The organism is Streptomyces sp. NPDC037203 (assembly GCF_055605065.1).
On the sequence record NZ_JBVJUC010000002.1, the window covers coordinates 935021 to 953907 of the forward strand.

General features: G+C 73.2%; 12 protein-coding genes and 1 pseudogene. 7 read left to right on the top strand and 6 right to left on the bottom strand.

Features of this window, described 5'->3' with window-relative positions; genetic code table 11:
• The first annotated feature begins 32 nt into the window (after positions 1–32).
• Together ACZ7EC_RS08725 and lgt are read left to right on the top strand one after the other, a co-directional pair.
• Positions 33–809 carry a DsbA family protein gene (locus ACZ7EC_RS08725; protein WP_471059542.1) on the top strand — a complete coding sequence of 259 codons (777 nt, stop codon included), beginning with the start codon at positions 33–35 and terminating at the stop codon, positions 807–809.
• Positions 810–905: 96 nt separating this feature from the next.
• Positions 906–1877, top strand: coding sequence for a prolipoprotein diacylglyceryl transferase (lgt, locus tag ACZ7EC_RS08730; protein WP_471059544.1), 972 nt, complete (start codon positions 906–908; stop codon positions 1875–1877).
• A 134-nt stretch (positions 1878–2011) separates the two neighbouring features.
• Here lgt and ACZ7EC_RS08735 read toward each other — a convergent pair whose 3' ends face one another.
• Genes ACZ7EC_RS08735 through ACZ7EC_RS08750 form a run of 4 tightly spaced genes read right to left on the bottom strand, consistent with a single transcriptional unit; the run spans position 2012 to position 6571 of the window.
• Positions 2012–3229 carry a CaiB/BaiF CoA transferase family protein gene (locus tag ACZ7EC_RS08735; protein WP_471059546.1) on the bottom strand — a complete coding sequence of 406 codons (1218 nt, stop codon included), beginning with the start codon at positions 3227–3229 and terminating at the stop codon, positions 2012–2014.
• Positions 3226–4122 carry a ribokinase gene (locus ACZ7EC_RS08740; protein ID WP_471059548.1) on the bottom strand — a complete coding sequence of 299 codons (897 nt, stop codon included), beginning with the start codon at positions 4120–4122 and terminating at the stop codon, positions 3226–3228. Before ACZ7EC_RS08740 ends, ACZ7EC_RS08735 begins: the two co-directional genes overlap by 4 nt.
• Positions 4119–5480 (bottom strand): ADP-ribosylglycohydrolase family protein, encoded by a 1362-nt coding sequence (locus tag ACZ7EC_RS08745; protein WP_471059550.1) that lies wholly within the window; start codon positions 5478–5480, stop codon positions 4119–4121. Before ACZ7EC_RS08745 ends, ACZ7EC_RS08740 begins: the two co-directional genes overlap by 4 nt.
• Entirely contained in the window at positions 5468–6571 is a 1104-nt protein-coding gene (locus tag ACZ7EC_RS08750) for an ADP-ribosylglycohydrolase family protein (protein WP_471059552.1), read from the bottom strand. The genes ACZ7EC_RS08745 and ACZ7EC_RS08750 overlap by 13 nt, the downstream gene beginning before the upstream one ends.
• 353 nt (positions 6572–6924) lie before the next feature.
• On the opposite strand from ACZ7EC_RS08750, the gene ACZ7EC_RS08755 reads away from it, so the two are divergent.
• The 4 genes from ACZ7EC_RS08755 to ACZ7EC_RS08770 all read left to right on the top strand — a co-directional run bounded on the left by ACZ7EC_RS08755 (position 6925) and on the right by ACZ7EC_RS08770 (position 15064).
• The gene (locus ACZ7EC_RS08755; RefSeq protein ID WP_471059554.1) at positions 6925–7656 is read left to right on the top strand and encodes a VIT1/CCC1 transporter family protein; all 732 of its coding nucleotides are present in this window, start codon (positions 6925–6927) and stop codon (positions 7654–7656) included.
• A gap of 563 nt (positions 7657–8219) precedes the next feature.
• On the top strand, positions 8220–12731 hold the full coding sequence (gene gltB / locus ACZ7EC_RS08760) for a glutamate synthase large subunit (RefSeq protein WP_471059786.1): 4512 nt from the start codon (positions 8220–8222) through the stop codon (positions 12729–12731).
• A complete protein-coding gene (locus tag ACZ7EC_RS08765; protein ID WP_471059556.1) occupies positions 12724–14187 on the top strand; it encodes a glutamate synthase subunit beta in 1464 nt (487 codons plus the stop codon). The genes gltB and ACZ7EC_RS08765 overlap by 8 nt, the downstream gene beginning before the upstream one ends.
• A gap of 151 nt (positions 14188–14338) precedes the next feature.
• The gene (locus tag ACZ7EC_RS08770) at positions 14339–15064 is read left to right on the top strand and encodes a vWA domain-containing protein (RefSeq protein ID WP_471059558.1); all 726 of its coding nucleotides are present in this window, start codon (positions 14339–14341) and stop codon (positions 15062–15064) included.
• Positions 15065–15114: 50 nt separating this feature from the next.
• On the opposite strand, the gene ACZ7EC_RS08775 is transcribed toward ACZ7EC_RS08770, so the two are convergent.
• Both ACZ7EC_RS08775 and ACZ7EC_RS08780 read right to left on the bottom strand, forming a co-directional pair.
• On the bottom strand, positions 15115–15996 hold the full coding sequence (locus ACZ7EC_RS08775; RefSeq protein WP_471059560.1) for a hypothetical protein: 882 nt from the start codon (positions 15994–15996) through the stop codon (positions 15115–15117).
• A 117-nt stretch (positions 15997–16113) separates the two neighbouring features.
• Positions 16114–17871, bottom strand: a complete 1758-nt coding sequence (locus ACZ7EC_RS08780; RefSeq protein WP_471059562.1) for a glycoside hydrolase family 35 protein — start codon at positions 17869–17871, stop codon at positions 16114–16116.
• Between the two features lie 98 nt (positions 17872–17969).
• On the opposite strand from ACZ7EC_RS08780, the pseudogene ACZ7EC_RS08785 reads away from it, so the two are divergent.
• Positions 17970–18842, top strand: a pseudogene (locus tag ACZ7EC_RS08785) (AraC family transcriptional regulator); the annotation flags it as partial.
• Between the last annotated feature and the right edge of the window lie 45 nt (positions 18843–18887).

Genomic DNA, 18887 nt, shown 5'->3' on the forward strand with positions numbered 1-18887 from the left:
CGCGCTGCGCCTCCCCGGTTCGTTCTGGGGGTGTGAGCGAGAAGAACCGTGACGGAAAGCGGACCGCCCGGCAGCGGCTGGCGGTCGAGCGCGAGAAGCAGAAGTCCGCGGAGAAGCGGCGGCGGGCGCTGATCGTGGGCGCCAGCGTCGCCTGCGTGCTGGCCCTCGCGGCGGTGATCGGCGTGATCGCCGCGAACGCGGGCAAGAACAAGGCGAGCGGCAGCGCGGGCCCGGTCGTGGCGCCCTCCGGGGCGCAGGGCAAGGACAGCCTCGCGATCCCGGTCGGCAAGGACGGCGCGAAGTCGACGCTCACGATCTGGGAGGACTTCCGCTGCCCCGCCTGCCAGGCCTTCGAGGCGGCGTACCGGCCCACGCTCCATGAGCTGGTCGACGCGGGCAAGCTCCGCATCGAGTACCACCTGGTCCGGTTGATCGACGGCAATCTCGGCGGCACCGGCTCGCTGCGCGCGGCCAACGCGGCGGCCTGCGCCCAGGACGCCGGGAAGTTCCGCGACTACCACGACACGCTGTACGCGAATCAGCCCAAGGAGACCGACGACGCCTTCGCCGGCAACGCCAAGCTGATCACGCTGGCGGGCAAGGTCGGCGGCCTGGACACCCCGGCGTTCCGCAAGTGTGTGGACGCGGGGACGCACGACAGCTGGGTGAACCGCTCGCAGAAGGCGTTCCAGAGCGGCAACTTCAGCGGCACGCCCACGGTGCTGCTCGGCGGCAAGAACATCTACCAGGACCAGACGATGTCCCCGGCCAAGCTGAAGCAGCTGGTGGAGTCGGCGGACCGGGGTTAGGGGGCCGCGGGCGGGCGAATCCCATGTCCCTGTTATGGACCCGTAGCCAGGCGGCTTGGTGCCGCCGGGGCCCGGCACGGTAGCGTCGGACTTGCCATGGAACTTGCCTACATTCCCAGCCCGTCCCGCGGGGTGCTGTACCTCGGCCCCATTCCGCTGCGCGGCTACGCCTTCTGCATCATCATCGGCGTCTTCATCGCCGTCTGGCTCGGCAACCGGCGCTGGGTCGCCCGTGGCGGCCGGTCCGGCACGGTCGCCGACATCGCGGTGTGGGCCGTGCCGTTCGGCCTGGTCGGCGGCCGTCTCTACCACGTGATCACGGACTACGAGCTGTACTTCAGCCCCGGCCGTGACTGGGTGGACGCGTTCAAGGTGTGGCAGGGCGGCCTGGGCATCTGGGGCGCGATCGCGCTCGGGGCGCTGGGCGCGTGGATCGGGGCGCGGCGCCGTGGCATCCCGATGCCCGCGTACGCCGACGCGGTGGCGCCCGGCATCGCCCTCGCGCAGGCCATGGGGCGCTGGGGCAACTGGTTCAACCAGGAGTTGTATGGCAGGGAGACCCACCTGCCCTGGGCGCTGCACATCACGTCCTCCGAGGGCGGCCGGGTGCCGGGCTACTACCACCCGACCTTCCTCTACGAGTCCCTGTGGTGCATCGGCGTCGCCTTCCTGGTGATGTGGGCCGACCGCCGCTTCGCACTGGGCCACGGCCGGGCGTTCGCCCTGTACGTCGCGGCGTACTGCGTGGGCCGCGGCTGGATCGAGTACATGCGGGTGGACGACGCCCACCACATCCTCGGCCTCCGCCTCAACGACTGGACGGCACTGATCGTCTTCCTGCTGGCGGTCACCTACATGATCCTCTCGGCCCGCCTGCGTCCGGGCCGCGAGGAGATCGTGGAGCCGCTCGCCTCCGGCGGCCCGGCGGAGGACTCGGAGCCGCGTGCTTCCGGTGATTCGGCCGCGGGCAGGGAGCCGGACGCCGAGGCCGGCACGCCCGCCGCGGAGCCTGCGGACGAGCCGAAGGCGGCGGCCGAGGAAGCCGAGTCGGCGCCGAAGAAGACCTGACGAGCGGTTCGTACGACGCCGAGGGGCGCCCGGAGATCTCCGGGCGCCCCTCGCGCGTGCGACCGGCCCCGCCGCGAAGCCCGGCATCGCCGGTCACCGGCGCCGTGGCGACCACGGGGGTCCGGTCCCCGCGGTCACAGGGCGCCCTCGGCGCGCAGGGCGGCGATGTCGGCCGGGGCCAGGCCCAGCTCGGTGAGGACCGCGTCGGTGTCCGCGCCGTGCGGCCGGCCGGCCCAGCGGATCGCGCCGGGCGTCGCGGACAGCCGGAACAGCACGTTCTGGAGGCGCAGCGAGCCCAGCTCCGGGTCCGGCACGGTCGTCACCGTGTTCAGCGCCTGGTACTGGGGGTCCTCGAACACGTCCCGCACATCCTGCACCGGCGCCACCGCCGCCTCCGCCTTCTCGAACGCCGCGATGACCTCCGTACGGGTGCGGGCGGCGACCCAGGAGCCGACCGCCGCGTCCAGCACCTCCGCGTGCGCGGCCCGCTGCGCGCCCGTCGCGAACCAGGGCTCCTCGATCAGGTCCGGCCGCCCCACCAGCCGCATCACCCGCTCCGCCACCGACTGCGCGGACGTGGAGACGGCCACCCAGGTGCCGTCGGCGGTGCGGTACGTGTTGCGGGGGGCGTTGTTCGCGGACCGGTTGCCGGTGCGTTCCTGGACGTAACCGAGCTGGTCGTACCAGCTGGGGTGCGGGCCGAGCACCGACAGGATCGGCTCGATGATCGCCATGTCCACGACCTGCCCGGCGCCGGTGCGATCCCGCGCGGCCAGCGCCGTGAGCACGGCGTAGGCGGTGGTGAGACCCGCGATGGAGTCGGCCAGCCCGAAGGGCGGCAGCGTCGGCGGTCCGTCCGGCTCCCCGGTGAGCGCGGCGAAACCGCTCAGCGCCTCGGCGAGGGTGCCGAATCCGGGCCGGTGGGCGTACGGCCCGAACTGCCCGAACGCGGTGACCCGCGCGAGCACGAGGCGCGGATTGGCCGCGGACAGCTCCGCCCAGCCCAGGTCCCACTTCTCCAGCGTGCCGGGGCGGAAGTTCTCGATCACGACGTCGGCGGTGGCGGCGAGCCGCAGCAGGATCGCCCGGCCGCCCGGCCGGGACAGGTCCAGGGTGATCGCCCGCTTGTTGCGGCCGAGCACCTTCCACCACAGGCCGATCCCGTCCTTCGCCGGCCCGTGCCCCCGGCAGGGGTCGGGGCGCCCCGGATGCTCGACCTTGATCACCTCGGCGCCGAAGTCGCCGAGCAGCGTCGCGGCCATGGGCCCGGCGAAGAGGGTCGCCAGGTCCAGCACCCGCACCCCCTCCAGCGCCGCGGCGCGTGCCGCAGTGTCGCCCGCCCCTGCGCTCATGCGGTGAACCGGGTGTCGATCTCCGGGCGGTACGGCATCGACGCCGACGCCCCGGCCCGCTCCACCGAGAGGGACGCCGCGGCGGCCGCCCAGGACAGGGCCTCCCGTACGGGCTTCTCCTCGGCGAGGGCCACCGCGAGCGCCCCGGTGAAGGTGTCGCCCGCGCCTGTGCTGTCCACGGCCTCGACCCGCGGCGCGGGCACCACCAGCGGCTCGGGGGCGTCCCGCGCGACGTACAGGCAGCCGGTCGCGCCCAGGGTGACCACCGCGCGCGGCACCAGTTCCAGCAGCGCGGTGGCGGCCTCGCGCGGGTCGGTGCGGCCGGTGAGGGTGATCGCCTCGTGCTGGTTGGACACCAACAGGTCGGTGGCGGCGAGGAGTTCGGGCGGCAACGGCTGGACGGGGGAGGGGGTGAGGATCGTCCGCACTCCGTGCCGGTGGGCCGCCGCCGCGCCCGCGACCACCGCGGCCAGCGGGATCTCCAGCTGGAGCAGCAGGGTGTCGGCGGTGGCGATCAGCCCCTCGTCGCCGGGTGAGAGGTGGTCGACGGTGCCGTTGGCGCCCGGAATGACGACGATGGAGTTGCCGCCCTCGTCGTCCACCACGATGTGCGCGGTGCCGGAGGGGCCCTCGACCGTGCGCAGGAAGTCGGTGTCCACGCCGGAGTGTTCGAGGGTCTCCCGCAGCCGGGCCCCGGCCGCGTCGTTGCCGACCGCGCCGATCATCGAGACGGTGGCACCGGCCCGCGCGGCGGCGATCGCCTGGCCCGCGCCCTTGCCGCCGGGGATCGTGCGGAACTCCCGGCCGGTCACGGTCTCGCCGCGCCGCGGGGCCCTGGCGACGAAGGTGACGAGGTCCATGTTGGTGCTGCCGAGGACGGCGATATGGGTCATGGGCGGTTCGCCTCCAGACGGGTGAGGTGGGCGAGGGTGTCGAAGCCGGTGCCGTCGAAGTCGGCGACGGAGGTGGCGAGCCGGTTCTTCAGCGGGGCCCGCCAGCGCTCGGGGAGCGCGGCGGGGGAGCCCGCGAGGAGCCCGGCAATGCTGCCCGCGCTCGCGCCGACCGAATCGGTGACCAGGCCGCCCGCCACCGCCCGCCCGACCGAGCCGGTGAAGTCGCCGTCCGCGTGGGTGAGCGCGGCGGCCAGCAAGGCGGTGTTGGGCAGGGCGTGCATCCAGGGGTGGGCGGGGAGGTAGCGGGCGTGGAGTTCGTCCACCACGGTGTCGAAGTCGTCGTGGGACGCGGCCAGTCGGACGGCGTGGTCGATGGCGTGGGCCAGCCGGGAGCGGTGCGGGACGACCGAGCGGCCCACCCGCAGGCAGGCGTGCACGTCGTGGTCGCCGGTGGCCGCTGCGGCCAGGGCGGCGGCGGTGAACATGGCCGCGTAGACGCCGTTGGCCGTGTGACTCAACACCGCGTCGCGGTATGCCTGTTCGGCCGCGGCGGCCGGGTCGCCCGGATGGGTCCAGCCGTGGACGTCGGCGCGGACCAGGGCGCCGGTCCACTCCCGGAAGGGGTTGCGGTACCGGGCGGTGTACGGGGGTTCCACGCCGGTGAGGAGGTTGCGGTAGGCGAGGCGTTCGGCGGTGCCGGTCCGGCCGGGCGGCAGCTCCTCCAGCCACAGCCGGGCGACGTCCGTGGTGCTGAAGCCCTTTCCGTGCCGCTGGAGCAGCAGCAGGTGGAGCAGCGGATGGTCGAGGTCGCCGGCCGCGGGCATGCCGTCGATGTTCTCGGCGAGCGAGGTGGCGGCCGAGCGGCGGTCCCACGGGTGCGCGTCGAGCAGTTCCGCGGGTACGCCCCGTGCGGTGAAGTAGCCGGAGAGCGGCCAGTTCCCGGCCGCCCGGCCGAGGGAGCGCACCGCTTCCAGAGGGAGCTGCACGACCGGCTTGCCCAGCAGGCAGCCGATGGCCCGGCCCAGCCAGGACGCCTCGTACGCGAGCGGTCCCGGCGTGCCGGAGGGCCGCGCGGTGGGCCAGTCGGGGCAGGCGGCCCGGATCGCGGACAGCTCGGTCGGTTCGTCGTCGGCCAGCCGGCTGGGCAGATCGGCGAGTTCGTCCAGCAGGTCCTCGGCGAGCAGCCGCAGATAGCGGGAGACGCGGTGCGGGGAGGCGCCCGCGTGCTCCGGTGCGTCCGAGCCGCCCGCCGCGCGCCAGCGCTCCTCGATCCGGCACGGCTCACGGCCGTCGAGCCGGGCCTGGCGGAGCTCGTGGCCGAGCAGGTCCTCGGGCTGTACCCAGGTCAGGCGGAGCACGGCGCGCCTCCCCGGTCGCAGGGGAACGCGTCGCTCGTGTCCGGTGCGCCGCCCAGGGCCGCGAAGGCCAGTTCACGGGCGCGGCGCCGGGCGCGGTCGAGGGCGAAGACCTCGCGCGCGACCTGGGCGAGGACGCGGGCCGGCTGCCACAGGTCCAGGCGGCTCGCCTCCGCGACCGTCTTCGCCCACTCCTGCGGCACCGGCGAGCCGAGCGCGCCCGCGAGGGCACCGGCCATGGCGGCGATCGAGCCGCAGCCCCGCCCGTAGCCGACCGAACCGAGCACCGCGTGCCGGTAGTCACCGCCGGAGACCACCAACAGGCCCAGCGCGACGGGCAGTTCCTCGATGGAGTGCAGCCGTGAGGGGGGCGAGGGGGACCGGTGATCCGGGCCGACCGTGGCGTACGGCTCCACCGCCGCCCGCAGCGGACCGAGCGCCGATACGACGTCGCTGTGCCGGTACGCCACTGCGCAGACCTTCTCGATCGCCTCGCGGGTGCCGTCCCTGGCCGGCGCGAGGCAGGCGGTCACCACCGAGTCCGGCGTCGCGTCCGGCGCGGTGGCGGCGGCGACGGCCGCGGCGAAGACACCGGCCGCCTCCCGGCCGTACGAGGACTGGTGGGCACCGGCGATGCCCAGCGCCTCGGTGTACGCGGCGCGCGGGTCGGCCGCGTTGACCAGGCCGACCGGGGCCATGCACATCGCCGCACCGCAGTCGAGGTTGGTGCCGAGGCCCCAGCGGGGGTCGGTCGTCACGTCCGGCACCAGGTGCTCGGCGAGCGTGCGGGCGTCGAGGTGGTCGCGGACGCGGTCGTAGACCCGGACCAGAGCGTGGGTCGTCAGGGTGCGGTCGGTGACGTGGCCGTCGCCCCGGGGGTACGGCGCGAGCGGGCCGGCGGTGCGCCGGGCGTCGCCGCCCCGGAGACCGGCGACGCCGTGCTCGGGGCCGCCGTGCCGCTCGGTGATCCGGCCCGGGGAGTAGCCCTCCACCGGCCCGCCGAGGGCGTCGCCGACGGCCGCGCCGACGAGGGCGCCGGTGATCCGTTCGTCCAGATCGGGCTGTCCGGTGCCTTTGGGTTGCTTGGGCGTCATGCCCGAATCATCCTCCGGGCCGGGCCGGTTGCGCGGTTTCCGGGAGTCCGGCGAGTTCCACCGGCCGGGCGCCGACCGTGCGGACGGAGCGCGGCCGGGCCGTCGGCGTCCTGGGTGCGGCGGGCGTCGAACTCCGTGAGCGCGACGGAGTGTTCGGACGGCCGGGCGCGGAGCGGGGGCGGGGGAGTGTCGGCCGGCGATGCCACCGGTGGCCCTCGGGAACCGCAAAGCCGCAGGTAAGCCCAGCCTTTCCTTGCTGGCGGCGCGATCAGTGACGACGTAGATTCTGTGGTGTCGAAAAGTAGAACTCGTCCAAAGTTAGCTTTGGCTAAGCTAAATCGGGGAAGAGGATCATGGCCCTCATCGAAACCGAGGCCGCGCTGCACGAGGCGCACCGCGACAACCACACGCACCGCGATGTCAACGGCGGCTGGCTGCGCCCCGCCGTCTTCGGCGCGATGGACGGCCTGGTCTCCAACCTCGCCCTGATGACCGGCGTGGCCGGCGGCTCCGTCGGCCACCAGACCATCGTCATCACCGGACTCGCGGGCCTCGCCGCCGGCGCCTTCTCCATGGCCGCCGGCGAGTACACCTCCGTCGCCTCCCAGCGGGAGCTGGTCGAGGCCGAGCTGGACGTCGAGCGCCGCGAACTGCGCCGGCACCCGCAGGACGAGGAGGACGAGCTGGCCGCGCTGTACGTGGCGCGGGGCGTGACCCCCGAGCTGGCCCGCGAAGTCGCCCGGCAGCTCTCCAGGGACCCCGAGCAGGCCCTGGAGATACACGCCCGCGAGGAGCTGGGCATCGATCCCGGCGACCTGCCCTCCCCGCTGGTCGCGGCCGTCTCCTCCTTCGGCTCCTTCGCCCTCGGCGCGCTGCTGCCCCTGCTGCCGTACCTGCTCGGCGCGACCGATCTGTGGCCCGCCCTGCTGCTCGCGCTCATCGGACTGTTCGGCTGTGGCGCCGTCGTGGCCAAGGTGACCGCGCGCAGCTGGTGGTTCAGCGGCCTGCGGCAGCTCGCGCTGGGCGGCGCGGCCGCCGGTGTGACGTACGCCCTGGGAACGTTGTTCGGAACGGCCGTAGGATAAGGCGCGACCGGTACTTATACGGGATGACGAATAAGTAGCCGTTACCCGTTGGTTTCGGATGCATGACCGCGGGGCATGAGCCGTAAGCGCCGTGGGCAATGACGCCTGCCGCACCCCCTGCGGGGCGGGCCGACGAAGACCCCCCTGCTCCCCCCGGACCGATGGACACCGATCCGACCGATGGTGTCGCAGCGGTCCACCCACACGCGTTCGCCGCCACCGCGGCGGCCGGCCCGCCCCGTGCGGCACACGGTCGTCGCGCCATGCGGCTCCGGCCGTTTCGTGCGGTACCCGGCCGCCCCGCGCGGCTCCCGGACACCGGCCATGAACTCCCGCGGTGTCCGCATGATGAAACGGAGTATCCGCTTCCCGAGAACCGGGCCATCATGTAACCTGCACGAAATTTCGCCATCTCCGCAGAGGGCCAACGTCGTCCCTCGGCACACGCCACATGCCACATGACGACGACGGGAGAGCCGATGCGTACGCCGCGCCAGCCGTCCCAGCATTCCGAGAACGGCCAGAACTGGTCGTTCATGGATGCTCGCCCTGCTGCGCAGGGTATGTACGACCCCCGCAACGAACACGATGCCTGCGGCGTCGGTTTCGTCGCCACTCTCACCGGCGAGGCCTCCCACACCCTGGTCGAGCAGGCACTGACCGTGCTGCGCAACCTGGAGCATCGCGGCGCCACCGGCTCCGAGCCGGACTCGGGCGACGGCGCGGGCCTGCTCTCGCAGGTGCCGGACGCCTTCTTCCGCGAGGTGGCCGGATTCGAGCTGCCCGCCGCCGGTTCCTACGCCGCCGGCATCGCCTTCCTGCCCCCCGAGGGCACCGAGGACGCCGCGGCGGCCATCGACGCCATCGCCGCCGAGGAGGGCCTGACCGTCCTCGGCTGGCGCGAGGTGCCGGTCGCCCCCGAGCTGCTGGGCGCCACCGCCCGCTCCACCATGCCGGCCTTCCGGCAGATCTTCGTGACCGACGGGGCCAGCGAGGGCATCGCCCTGGACCGCAAGGCGTTCGTGCTGCGCAAGCGCGCCGAGCGCGAGGCGGGCGTCTACTTCCCCTCGCTGTCCGCGCGCACCATCGTCTACAAGGGCATGCTGACCACCGGCCAGCTGGAGCCCTTCTTCCCGGACCTGTCCGACCGCCGCTTCGCCTCCGCGATCGCGCTGGTGCACTCCCGGTTCTCCACGAACACCTTCCCGTCGTGGCCGCTGGCACACCCCTACCGCTTCGTCGCCCACAACGGTGAGATCAACACCGTCCAGGGCAACCGCAACTGGATGCGTGCCCGCGAGTCCCGGCTGGCCACCGACCTGTTCGGCCCCGCGGAGAAGCTGGACCGCCTCTTCCCGGTGTGCACTCCGGGCGCCTCCGACTCCGCCTCCTTCGACGAGGTCCTGGAGCTGCTCCACCTCGGCGGCCGTTCGCTGCCGCACGCCGTGCTGATGATGATCCCGGAGGCCTGGGAGAACCACGCCACCATGGACCCGGCCCGGCGCGCCTTCTACGGCTACCACGCCACCATGATGGAGCCCTGGGACGGCCCCGCCTGCGTCACCTTCACCGACGGCACCCAGGTCGGCGCCGTACTCGACCGCAACGGCCTGCGCCCCGGCCGCTACTGGGTCACCGACGACGGCCTGGTCGTCCTCGGCTCCGAGGTCGGCGTCCTGGACATCGACCCCGCACGGGTCGTCCGCAAGGGCCGCCTCCAGCCCGGCCGGATGTTCCTCGTGGACACCGCCGAGCACCGCATCATCGAGGACGACGAGGTCAAGGCCGCCCTCGCCGGCGCCGAGCCGTACGCGGACTGGCTGGAGGCCGGCGAGATCGAGCTGGCCGACCTGCCCGAGCGCGAGCACATCGTGCACACCCACGCCTCGGTCACCCGCCGCCAGCAGACCTTCGGTTACACCGAGGAGGAGCTGCGCGTCATCCTCGCCCCGATGGCCCGCGCCGGCGCCGAGCCGATCGGCTCCATGGGCACCGACTCCCCGATCGCGGCCCTGTCCGAGCGTCCCCGGCTGCTGTTCGACTACTTCACCCAGCTGTTCGCCCAGGTCACCAACCCGCCGCTGGACGCCATCCGCGAGGAACTGGTCACCTCCCTGCGCAGCGCGCTGGGCCCGCAGGGCAACCTGCTGGAGCCGTCCGCCGCCTCCTGCCGGTCCGTCCTGCTGCCCTTCCCGGTGATCGACAACGACGAGCTGGCCAAGCTCATCCACATCAACGCCGACGGCGACATGCCCGGCTTCAAGGCCGTGACCCTCTCCGGTCTGTTCCGGGTGAGCGGCGGCGGCGAGTCGCTGGCCGCCCGCATAGAGGAGATCTGCGCCGAGGCCGACGCGGCCATCGAGAACGGTGCCCGTCTGATCGTCCTCTCCGACCGGCACTCCGACGCCGAGCACGCGCCGATCCCCTCGCTGCTGCTCACCGCCGCCGTCCACCACCACCTCATCCGCACCAAGCAGCGCACCCACGTGGGCCTGCTGGTCGAGGCCGGCGACGTCCGCGAGGTCCACCACGTCGCCCTGCTGATCGGCTACGGCGCCGCCGCCGTCAACCCGTACCTCGCCATGGAGTCGGTGGAGGACCTGCTGCGTGCGGGCACCTTCCTCCAGGGCATCGAGCCCGAGAAGGCCATCAAGAACCTGATCTACGCCCTCGGCAAGGGCGTCCTGAAGGTCATGTCCAAGATGGGCATCTCCACCGTCGCCTCCTACCGCGGCGCCCAGGTCTTCGAGGCCGTCGGCCTGGACGAGGCCTTCGTGGAGAAGTACTTCAACGGCACCGCCACCAAGATCGGCGGCGTCGGCATCGACGTCATCGCCGGCGAGGTCGCCGCCCGCCACGCCAAGGCGTACCCGGCCTCCGGCATCGCCCCGGCGCACCGCGCCCTGGACATCGGCGGCGAGTACCAGTGGCGCCGCGAGGGCGAACCGCACCTGTTCGACCCGGAGACGGTCTTCCGCCTCCAGCACTCCACGCGCAGCGGCCGCTTCGACATCTTCAAGAAGTACACCTCGCGGGTGAACGAGCAGTCCGAGCGCCTGATGACCCTGCGCGGCCTGTTCGGCTTCACCTCGGACCGGGCGCCGATCCCGGTCGAGGAGGTCGAGCCGGTCAGCGAGATCGTCAAGCGGTTCTCGACCGGTGCGATGTCGTACGGCTCCATCTCCAAGGAGGCGCACGAGACCCTCGCCATCGCCATGAACCAGCTGGGCGGCAAGTCCAACACCGGTGAGGGCGGCGAGGACCCGGAGCGCCTGTACGACCCCGCGCGCCGCTCGGCGATCAAGCAGGTCGCCTCCGGCCGCTTCGGCGTCACCTCCGAGTACCTGGTCAACGCGGACGACATCCAGATCAAGATGGCCCAGGGCGCCAAGCCCGGCGAGGGCGGCCAGCTGCCCGGCCACAAGGTCTACCCCTGGGTCGCCAAGACCCGGCACTCGACGCCGGGCGTGGGCCTGATCTCCCCGCCGCCGCACCACGACATCTACTCCATCGAGGATCTGGCCCAGCTGATCCACGACCTCAAGAACGCCAACCCCCGCGCCCGGATCCACGTCAAGCTGGTCTCCGAGGTCGGCGTCGGCACCGTCGCGGCCGGGGTGTCCAAGGCGCACGCGGACGTCGTGCTGATCTCCGGCCACGACGGCGGCACCGGCGCCTCCCCGCTGACCTCGCTGAAGCACGCGGGCGGCCCCTGGGAACTGGGCCTCGCCGAGACCCAGCAGACGCTGCTGCTCAACGGGCTGCGCGACCGGATCGTCGTACAGACCGACGGTCAGCTCAAGACCGGCCGCGATGTGGTCATCGCCGCGCTGCTCGGCGCCGAGGAGTTCGGTTTCGCGACCGCGCCGCTCGTCGTCTCGGGCTGCGTCATGATGCGCGTCTGCCACCTGGACACCTGTCCGGTCGGCATCGCCACCCAGAACCCGGTGCTGCGCGAGCGCTTCGCCGGCAAGGCCGAGCACATCGTGAACTTCTTCCGGTTCATCGCCGAGGAGGTCCGCGAGCTCCTCGCCGAGCTGGGCTTCCGCTCCATCGAGGAGGCCGTCGGCCACGCCGAGGTGCTGGACGTGCGGCGGGCCGTCGACCACTGGAAGGCGCAGGGACTGGACCTGGAGCCGCTGTTCCACGTCCCGGACCTGCCCGAGGGCGCCGCCCGCCACCGGCTGACCGCCCAGGACCACGGCCTGGAGAAGGCCCTGGACAATGAGCTGATCAAGCTCGCCGCCGACGCCCTGGCCGCGAACGAGGCGACCGAGGCCCAGCCGGTGCGCGCCCAGGTCGCCATCCGCAACATCAACCGCACGGTCGGCACCATGCTGGGCCACGAGGTGACCCGGAAGTTCGGCGGCGCGGGCCTGCCCGAGGACACCATCGACATCACCTTCACCGGTTCCGCGGGCCAGTCCTTCGGCGCCTTCCTGCCGCGCGGCATCACGCTGCGCCTGGAGGGCGACGCCAACGACTACGTGGGCAAGGGCCTGTCCGGCGGCCGGATCATCGTCCGCCCGGACCGCGCCGCCGACCACCTCGCCGAGTACTCGACGATCGCGGGCAACACCATCGGCTACGGCGCCACCGGCGGCGAGCTGTTCCTGCGCGGTCGTACCGGCGAGCGGTTCTGCGTGCGCAACTCCGGAGCGCTGGTCGTCTCCGAGGGCGTGGGCGACCACGGCTGCGAGTACATGACCGGCGGTCACGCGGTCGTCCTCGGCCCGACCGGCCGCAACTTCGCGGCGGGCATGTCCGGTGGCATCGCCTACGTCGTCGACCTCGACCCCGACAACGTCAACGCGGGCAACGCGGACGCCATCCAGGAGCCGGACGAGTCGGACAAGGCGTGGCTGCACGACGTGGTGCGCCGGCACGCCGAGGAGACCGGCTCGACCGTCGCCGCGAAGCTGCTCGCCGACTGGGACACGGCCGCGACCCGGTTCAGCAAGATCATCCCCCGCACGTACCAGGCAGTGCTCGCCGCCAAGGACGCCGCCGAGCGAGCCGGTCTCTCCGAGACCGAGATCACCGAGAAGATGATGGAGGCGGCGACCAATGGCTGATCCGAAGGGCTTCCTCAACCACGGCCGCGAGGTCGCCAGGACCCGCCCCGTCGGTGAGCGCGTCAAGGACTGGAACGAGGTCTACGTCCCCGGCTCCCTGCTACCGATCATCGGCAAGCAGGCCAGCCGGTGCATGGACTGCGGCATCCCGTTCTGCCACAACGGCTGTCCGCTCGGGAACCTGATCCCCGAGTGGAACGACTACGCCTACCGCGAGGACTGGGCCGCCGCCTACGAGCGGCTGCACGCCACCAACAACTTCCCGGAGTTCACCGGGCGGCTGTGCCCGGCACCGTGCGAGTCGGCCTGCGTGCTCGGCATCAACCAGCAGCCGGTCACCATCAAGAACGTCGAGGTCTCCATCATCGACAAGGCGTGGGACGGCGGGCACGTCGTGCCGCGCATCCCCGAGCGCCTGTCCGGCAAGACGGTCGCGGTGATCGGCTCGGGCCCCTCCGGCCTGGCCGCCGCCCAGCAGCTGACCCGCGCGGGACACACGGTCGCCGTCTACGAGCGCGCGGACCGCATCGGCGGCCTCCTGCGGTACGGCATCCCCGAGTTCAAGATGGAGAAGCGGCACATCAACCGCCGTATCGAGCAGATGCGCGCGGAGGGCACCCGCTTCCGCACCGGCGTCGAGATCGGCCGCGACCTGAACGCGCGCGACCTGAAGAAGCGCTACGACGCCATCGTGATCGCCGCCGGCTCCACCACCGCCCGTGACCTCCCCGTCCCCGGACGGGAGCTGAAGGGCATCTACCAGGCGATGGAGTACCTGCCCCTGGCCAACAAGGTCCAGGAAGGCGACTACGTGACCTCGCCGGTGTCGGCCGAGGGCAAGCACGTCGTCGTGATCGGCGGCGGTGACACCGGCGCGGACTGCGTGGGCACCGCCCACCGGCAGGGCGCGGCCTCGGTCACCCAGCTGGAGATCATGCCCCGCCCGAACGAGGAGCGGCACCCGACCGGGCAGCCCTGGCCCACCTTCCCGATCCTCTACAAGGTGACCTCGGCCCACGAGGAGGGCGGCGAGCGGCTCTACTCCGTCTCCACCACCCACTTCGAGGGCGACGAGGACGGCAATGTGCAGTGGCTGCACCTGGCCGAGGTCGCGTTCGTGGACGGCAAGCTCACCCAGAAGCCGGGCACCGAGCGCCGTATCCCGGCCCAGCTGGTCACCCTGGCGATGGGCTTCACCGGCACCGACCGGGAGAACGGCCTGGTGGAGCAGTTTGGTCTAGACCTCGATGAGCGCGGTAACATCGCCCGCGACGCCGACTTCCAGACCAATGTGCCGGGGGTGTTCGTCGCCGGTGACGCCGGCCGCGGGCAGTCCCTGATCGTCTGGGCGATCGCGGAGGGCCGCTCGGCCGCCCGCGGCGTCGACCGCTACCTGACCGGGGCCAGCGACCTGCCGGCCCCGATCCGCCCGACCGACCGCGCGCTCGCGGTCTGACGGCACCCCTGGAGCGTCCCGCACAAAGGCGTGCGGAACACCAATGGCGCCTGCCCACCTGTCCCCGACCGGACGACCGGGCAGGCGCCGTTGAAATTCCCCCGTCCGCGCCTCACGTAGGCTCGGCTCCTCGGAACAGCCGGAGGGGGCCATGGCCGCGATCAGCCTGCGCAAGGTGGAGGAGACCGCGCCCGCGCTCGTCGGCGCCTACCGCTCGGCCGGGGTCAGCCTGCGCAAACACGGCCTGGACGGGCTGCGGGCCGCCGTCTACCTCGTCCTCGACCACTCCGGTTCCATGCGGCCGTACTACCAGGACGGCAGCGTCCAGGCGTTCGCCGACCGGGTGCTGGGGCTGTCCGCGCACCTGGACGACGACGGCCGGGTGCCGGTGGTGTTCTTCTCCACCGGCATCGACGCCGTCACCGACATACCCCTCGCCGGGCACGCGGGCAGCGTCGAGCGGATCGCCGCCGGGCTCGGCCACATGGGCAAGACCAGCTACCACCTGGCGATGGACGCCGTCATCGACCACTACCTGGACGGCGGCGCCACCGACCCCGCCCTGGTCGTCTTCCAGACCGACGGCGGCCCGATCAACAAGCTCGCCGCGGAACGCCACCTCTGCAAGTCCGCCAAGCTGCCCCTGTTCTGGCAGTTCGTCGGCTTCGGCGACCCGCACGGCAAGCAGTTCGACTTCCTGCGGAGACTGGACGAACTCCCGGTGCCCGGCAAGCGGATCGTGGACAACGCCGGCTTCTTCCACGCGGGCGAGGACCCCCGGCGCGTCCCCGACGCCGAGCTGTACGACCGTCTCGTCGGCGAGTTCCCCTCCTGGCTGTCGGCCGCCCGCGCCGCCGGCATCGTCCGCCCCGCCTGAACCCGGCTGTGCGCGGCGCACGGCCCCCGCTCAGCCCCCTCCCGGACGCCTCACGTGTCGCACTCCAGCACCGTCCCGCACAACCCGCACCGCGCCCGTACCCGCCCCCGCACCGGCACCCGGATCCGCTGGTGGCACGTCGGGCAGGGGAAGGTGACGTGGCGGCGGCCCGCGGGGTCGGAGCCGAAGGAGTAGGGGACGCCCGCGGGAGCCGGCCCGGCCCGGCGGCGGTCGTGGGCGTAGCGGTGGCGGCCCGCCCAGCCGGCGCCGGCCAGCGGGGGCTGCCGGGCGTCCTGCCGGGCGCGGGCCAGGCCCTTGGTGTACGCGGTGTACGCCTGCGGGCTGGTGAACCGGACCGAGGGGTCCTCGCCGAACAGCAGGGACCGCTTGGCCAGCACATAGCCGAACTCCTCCGGGGTGAGGTAGCCCAGCTTCTGCGAGGAGAGCGAGTCCTCGCGGTAGGCGTCCAGCAGGAGCCAGCCCGCGCCCAGGTACGTCGTCACCGTGTCCGTGAGGATCTCGTTCTCCGCCGTCGTGGGGAAGGCGAGGTCCAGGCGGTGCAGATACACGTGCGCCACCTCGTGCGCGAGCGCCGCGCCGATGTCCCGGCGATGGGTGCGGAAACGGTCGTTCAGCTCCACGAAGTACTCGGGGCCCGCAGCCAGTTCGACGTTCGCCGCATGGGTCATCTCCCGGAAGCCGACGATCAGCCGCGCGTCCGGCAGCCGGAAGTGCCGCACCAGCGCGCGGGCCACCCGCTGCGCCCCCAGATGCAGGTCGTCGGTGTCGCGGAACGCCACGTCCGCGGGGGCCACGCTGACCGGGAACGTCCGCACGGTCGTCGGCGACAGCCGCCGGTACAGCGCGGTGATCGCCGCCCGCACCGTCTCCAGATGCGGGAACCCGTGCTCCACCGGCCCGCCGTTCGCCACGTCGGCACCCCCAGACCCCGACAGCCGATGAGCCCTCGCGACCGCCGCGCCCGAGCCCGCACCGCTCCTCCAGGGTAGGCGCCCCGCCGCCCGGAGACACCCGGCGCGGCCCCGGCCTCACACCGGCAGCAGCCGCGGCGCCACCCCGCCCTCCTCCGTGCCCGCCAGCTCCAGCACCCACACCTCGTTCGCCCCCGACCGCAGCACCGGACCGGGGACGTACAGCGACCGCTGGGGCCCCGCCGACCAGTAGCGGCCCAGGCAGAAGCCGTTGATCCACGCGAAACCGCGCGTCAGGCCCGCCAGCTCCAGCCGGGCGTCCCCGGCCGTCCCGAGCACCGTGGCCGTGCCCCGGTACAGTCCCCGCGCCCCCGCGGCGGGCGGCGCGCCGAACGGCACCGCGGACACGCCGTCCTCGAACGCGTCCAGGTCCAGCCCGCGGGCCCGCACCCCGTGCAGGTACTGCCGCTCGTGCAGCACGCCCCCGGTGATCCCCTTCGCCTCGCCCAGGAGCGGCCCGTAGTTCACCCGGCCGAGGGACTCCACCCACAGCTCCACCCGCGCCGGACCCGCGACGGGCTCCTTCAGCCGGGGTTCCGCCTCGGTGAGCACCCCGGCCCGCACCCCGTCGACGTACACCACGGCCAGATCCCGCAGCCCCCGCACGGTCAGCGGGTACGGCTCGCGCGGTCCGGGCACGTCCACCTCGTAGCGGACCAGGCCGCGCGTGACACCCAGGTCCTCGAACGTGGGCGCCAGGGGGCGTGTCGTCTCCTCGCCGCCCAGAGCGGCCAGGACGGCGTCCACGGGCGCCCATCCGGTGAGCGGGACCCCGACCGGGGAGGACAATCGCGCGGGCTCCGGCGGGAGTTTCGGCAAGGGGCCCTCCCGGTAGCGCGCCAGCACCTGCCGGAAGCGCCGGAACTTCTCGGTGGGGCGGCCGTATTCGTCCACCGGGGCGTCGTAGTCGTACGAGGTCACATCCGGTTGGAGGGCGCCCTCGTGCAGCTCGCCGCCCCGGTTCGCGCCCGCCCAGCCGCCGAAGCTGGTGCCGCCGTGCGCCATGTAGAGGTTCACCGAGGCGCCGCACTCCAGGATCTCCCGCAGCGCCTCGGCGGCCTCCCGCGGATCGCGCGCGGCGGGCGTGCCGGACCAGTGGTCGAACCAGCCGCACCAGAACTCCATGCACATCAGCGGGCCCGAGGGACGGTGCCGGCGCAGCGCGGCGAACGCCTCGCGCGCGCGGGAGCCGAAGTTCGCCGTGGCGAGCACACCGGGCACGGACCCGCCGGTCAGCATGTGGTCCTCGGGGCCGTCGGAGGTGACCAGCGGCACCGTGACGCCCCCGGCGCGCAACAAGGCGGTCAGTCCGGCGAGGTAGCCCGCGTCGGAGCCGTAACTGCCGTACTCGTTCTCCACCTGCACCAGCACCACCGGGCCGCCGCGGTCGGCCTGCCGGGGCACGATCTCGGGCAGCAGCCGGCCGAACCAGTCGCGGACCCGGCGCAGATACCGCTCGTCCCGTGTGCGCACCCGCCGGCCCAGCTCGCCGGTCAGCCAGGCCGGCAGACCGCCGTTCTCCCACTCGGCGCAGATATAGGGGCCGGGCCGCACGATCGCCCACAGGCCCGCCGCGCGCGCCGCGTCCAGGAACCGGCCCACCGCCGCCACGTCCCGGTGGCGCCCCGGAGCCGGCTCGTGCAGATTCCACGGCACATAGGTCTCCACGCAGTTCAGGCCCATCGCCCGCAGCATCGCGAGCCGGTGCCCCCACAACTCCTCGTGCACCCGGAAGTAGTGCAGCGCGCCGGACAGCAGCCGCACCGGCCGCCCGTCCAGCAGGAAGTCCCTCTCGCCCACGGTGAACTCGCCCATACCGCCAAGGCTCATCCCTTCCGGTGCCCCGCGCCATGGACGAAGATCGGCACCACTTGGACAAAAACCGGCCGCCGCCGACGCCGGGAGGAGCAGCGGTGTACCAGACCTGGATGCGGTTCTTCAGCCCCGGCCCCGCCCACCACCGCCTCGGCCTGGTCTGCCTCGGCGTCGGACTCCAGCACGGCGCGCTGCCCACCGTCGGCCCGCGCACCCTCGACCACCACGTGGCCGTCGTGATCAGCTCCGGCGGCGGCTGGTACGCCGGCGCCGACGGCCGCCGTACGACCGTCACCGCGCCCGCGCTGCTCTGGCTCACCCCCGGCGTGCCCCACCACTACGCACCCGGTCCGGACACCGGCTGGGACGAGGGTTTCGTGGACTTCGCCGGGCCCGCCACCGGCACCTACACCGAGCTGGGCTACATCGAGCCCGAACGGCCCGTCGTGGCCCTCTCCGACGCCGCGGGACCACGCGCGGTCGTCGCCCGCATCGCCCGCGCCGCCCGCCGCGGCAACCCCCTCCTCGAGGTGGAGACCGGCGCCGCCGTGCACGAACTCCTCGTCGCCCTGCGCCGCGCCCGCGCCGACCTCGCCCCCGACGGCGACCAGGTACTCGAAGCCCTCGCGCGGGACGCCTGCGCCCCGCTCAGCGTCGCCGACCACGCCGCCCGGCACGGCATGACCACCGCCGAACTGCGCGGCGCGGTCCGCCGGGCGGCCGGCTGCACCCCGAAGGACTACCTGCTCGGCATCCGGCTCGGCCGCGCCAAGGAGCTCCTCGCCGCCACCGAACTGCCCGTCGCCGCCGTCGCCCGCCGCGTCGGCTACGACGATCCCGCCTACTTCTCCCGCCTGTTCACCCGGCGCGTCGGCCTCGCCCCGGCCCGCTTCCGCGCCCAGCAGGGCCGCAGCGTCCCCGGCGGCTGGAGCGACCGGGTCCCGGACCCGGACGACCCCCCGGTGATCCACCCCTCGGACACCGCACGAGCCACACCCGCCGACCACATAGGGTGG